This window comes from Candidatus Endomicrobiellum cubanum, from assembly GCF_031278955.1.
In the GTDB taxonomy this organism is placed as follows: Bacteria; Elusimicrobiota; Endomicrobiia; order Endomicrobiales; family Endomicrobiaceae; genus Endomicrobiellum; species Endomicrobiellum cubanum.
Map to the genome: position 1 here is coordinate 1 of NZ_JAITJM010000062.1, position 2,629 is coordinate 2,629.

At 33.4% G+C, this 2,629-nt stretch carries 3 protein-coding genes; 1 reads left to right on the forward strand and 2 read right to left on the reverse strand.

The window, feature by feature from the left end; all coding sequences use genetic code 11:
- Positions 1 to 230: 230 nt before the first annotated feature.
- Together LBD57_RS05940 and LBD57_RS05945 are read right to left on the reverse strand one after the other, a co-directional pair.
- Positions 231 to 728, reverse strand: coding sequence for a radical SAM protein (locus LBD57_RS05940; protein ID WP_373470418.1), 498 nt, complete (start codon positions 726 to 728; stop codon positions 231 to 233).
- A gap of 34 nt (positions 729 to 762) precedes the next feature.
- Positions 763 to 969 (reverse strand): hypothetical protein, encoded by a 207-nt coding sequence (locus tag LBD57_RS05945; RefSeq protein ID WP_373470419.1) that lies wholly within the window; start codon positions 967 to 969, stop codon positions 763 to 765.
- A gap of 225 nt (positions 970 to 1,194) precedes the next feature.
- On the opposite strand from LBD57_RS05945, the gene LBD57_RS05950 reads away from it, so the two are divergent.
- Positions 1,195 to 2,629 (forward strand): S8 family serine peptidase (locus LBD57_RS05950; RefSeq protein WP_373470420.1); only part of this gene is annotated, 1,435 nt, incomplete at its 3' end.

The following is a 2,629-nucleotide window of genomic DNA, read 5'->3' on the forward strand; positions in this document are numbered from 1 at the left end:
CTCCCTCCTTCTTTATTTTCTGACCCGCTAAATCCTAGATGCTCTTTCATTTCTTCAAATATCTTGTTCAAATCCTACAAATTCTTTGCTCCCTTCAACTCTTCTTTGTCCATCTTTACCCTCCTTTACTTTCTTTATACTAAACGTTCTACACTTTCTTTTTTACATAACCTTTGGAACACATATTGAGTCCATGTTAATTAACCTAACAAATCTTGAAGCTTCGGTCATCAGAAGATTTCTTTTTCAAGTTGTTCCCAATAAGATGTATCTTTTGCTATGTAGATTTCATAATATAAATCCCTAAGATAGGAATATTTATAGTCTATATATTTTAGTATCCTGGTGATGCGATATGGATACAGATTCAAATTTTCAAACCAAAATTCATGTGAATAATTTTTTAAGGATTTTATTATAGTTTTAAAGTTAGTTATTTCTGGGAACATTGGCGATAAAAATACACTTGTTCTTATTCTGTTTTTGTTGAGTATTTTTAATGCTTTAATTCTATCATCAATACTAGAGGCAAAAGGTTCCATATGTTTTCTAAAAGTATCATCAAGCGTATTGATAGAAAAAGTAATTGTTATATTATTCATTTTTTTGAACAGATCTATATCTCTTATTACTGGATTGGACTTAGTCAAAATAAAAATTTCAGTATCTATTCCAACTAACGATTCTAAAATTTTTCTAGTTACCAGATTATTATAAGCATCAGTCACAGTGCCAATTGATATTTTTTTGCCGATAAGTTTTTTAGTATCTAAGTGGTTTAGAACTAATTTTTACATCAAGGAAGTCTCCCCAAGGTTCATTATGGTTTGTAAACTTTTTCATAAATTCAGCATAACAATAAAGGCATTTATGAGGACATCCAACATAGGGGTTAATTACATAATCTGAGTCAGGAATTTTGGTGTTTGTTATATAGTTAGTTGTAAGCACTTTCTTTATTTTTATCATAGGATTAAGTATTATACAAAAAGTTTTTTACGCAGGAGTGTCCAAAAAGACGCAGCAAGGAACATTAAGGTTTTTAAGGGGTACGAATATACAAAATGTGTAAGGCGCTTGGCTATGTGTTAAGTTTTTAGACAGGTTGTATAGAAGACAAAAAAGACGTTTAGCATTCAAATAAAAAATTTTTTATGATACAATTTGCATAGAGTTTTTATAAGGGGCTTGTATATGAAAATAAAAAGAGATATCTTAAAAAGTGTATTAAATATTTTATTGATTATATTAGTAACTGTAAATGCTGTTGCCTCTAAAGGTTCAATAGGAGCTACGGAATTTATAAAAAGAGGTATTACAGGAAAAGGTATCAAAGTTGCCATAATAGATTATGATTTTAGTGGCTACTCAACTTATCAGCAAAACGGCAGTTTGCCTAAAAACTTAACAGCTATGGACTTTACGGTAAATCCTTCTACTCAGATTGCTCCTAGTTATGGCGGTGCAGGACATGGAACTGGCTGTGCTTCCATAGTTTATAGCATTGCTCCAGATTGCGATATGTTTCTTATAAACGTAGGAGTGGCAGCGGAAGCAGATAGGTACAGAAGAGTACGCGAGTGGTGTATTCAGCAAGATATTCATATAGTAAGTATTTCTTTAAGGCATACAAATTTCCCAGATGGAATGTATGATTACTCTCAAGAAATTGACAAATATAGCTTAAATAATATACTTGCTATAACCATAACTGGCAATGATGGTGGGAAAATGTGGTTTGGCGAACTTACATGCACAGGAGGAGTAAACTCTTATTTTCAGTTTCCAAATAGGCTGCAACAACTTGATCTTAAAATTATTGGGAGTAATCCTTCTGACTGGAGTTTTCATGTTGAAAGAGGCAATCAAACTACTATGCAAGACGCTAATTATAATTTTGACTTTGAATATATAGACCTAGACGCAAGACCACAAAGGACATGGAATATAAATGATTGCAAAGTTATTGTTCCACGGTATAACATCTTCTCACCTGCTTTATCTACAACTCCAGGAAACAGAATAAGAATCAAAATTAAAAATCGCGGGGGATATTCTAGAGGAGACAAAATGGGTATTATTATATTCTTTACTCAAGGTATATCTCTAGAGAATGCTGGTGAGGCTAATAATCAATCAAGCTTAACTGGACCAGGACATTCTAGAAATTCACTTACCGTTGGAGCTATTCCAGAAGGTAATTATAATGTTACCGACTTAATAGGTGATTTCAGCGGACATGGCCCTGTTCGCGCAGCAATGGATGCTGCTGGAAGTCTAATAGCTCCTGAATGTATGAAACCAGAAATAGTTGCTCCTGGAAATGCAACTTCTGCAGCAGCTCCTCATGTTGCAGGCGCCGCCGCACTAATTGCGCAAATAAAGCCCGAGCTTTTACAAAATGCTCAGGCATTTAAAAATTATATATTATCCTCTCATACAGTAAGAGTACATACTGCTCCTGACAACATTTACGGATATGGTAAACTTTACTTAAATCCATCTATTATACCAGTACCCCCCTCCCCAATACCAATAGACCCTGATGATAAAGATGTATTAGTATATCCAAACCCAATATCGTTGAGAGAATCTAATTATTTAAAAATAACAAACCTTTCTTTAGACA

Excerpts from the sequence above, each read along its gene's own strand:
- LBD57_RS05945 (WP_373470419.1), bottom strand. The coding sequence starts at position 969 with ATGATAAAAATAAAGAAAGTGCTTACAACTAACTATATAACAAACACC.